Raw genomic sequence first — 262 nt, forward strand, 5'->3', positions numbered from 1 at the left:
TCCACTTCTCCCACAAAATCAAAATATCCCGGTGTATCAAGAATGTTGATCTTCGCCTTTTCCCATTCGATCGGAACAAGACTTGTGCTGATCGAAAAACCACGTTTCTGTTCTTCTTTATCAAAATCACTGACCGTGTTAGATTCTGTCACTTTCCCCATTCGGTTCGTAACGCCTGATACATACAGCATCGCTTCAACAAGACTCGTCTTTCCGCTTCCGCCGTGTCCGAGCAATACCACATTTCTAATTTCGTCTGTTC

Annotated in this window: 1 protein-coding gene; it reads right to left on the minus strand. The window is 43.9% G+C overall.

The genetic code is table 11. From position 1 onward, the window contains the following. Positions 1–262 (minus strand): GTP-binding protein (locus NE671_RS15735; protein ID WP_256164163.1); only part of this gene is annotated, 262 nt, incomplete at both ends.

Origin of the sequence: Blautia sp. DFI.9.10, from assembly GCF_024461705.1 — a bacterium.
GTDB classification, from domain to species: Bacteria; Bacillota; Clostridia; order Lachnospirales; family Lachnospiraceae; genus Blautia_A; species Blautia_A fusiformis.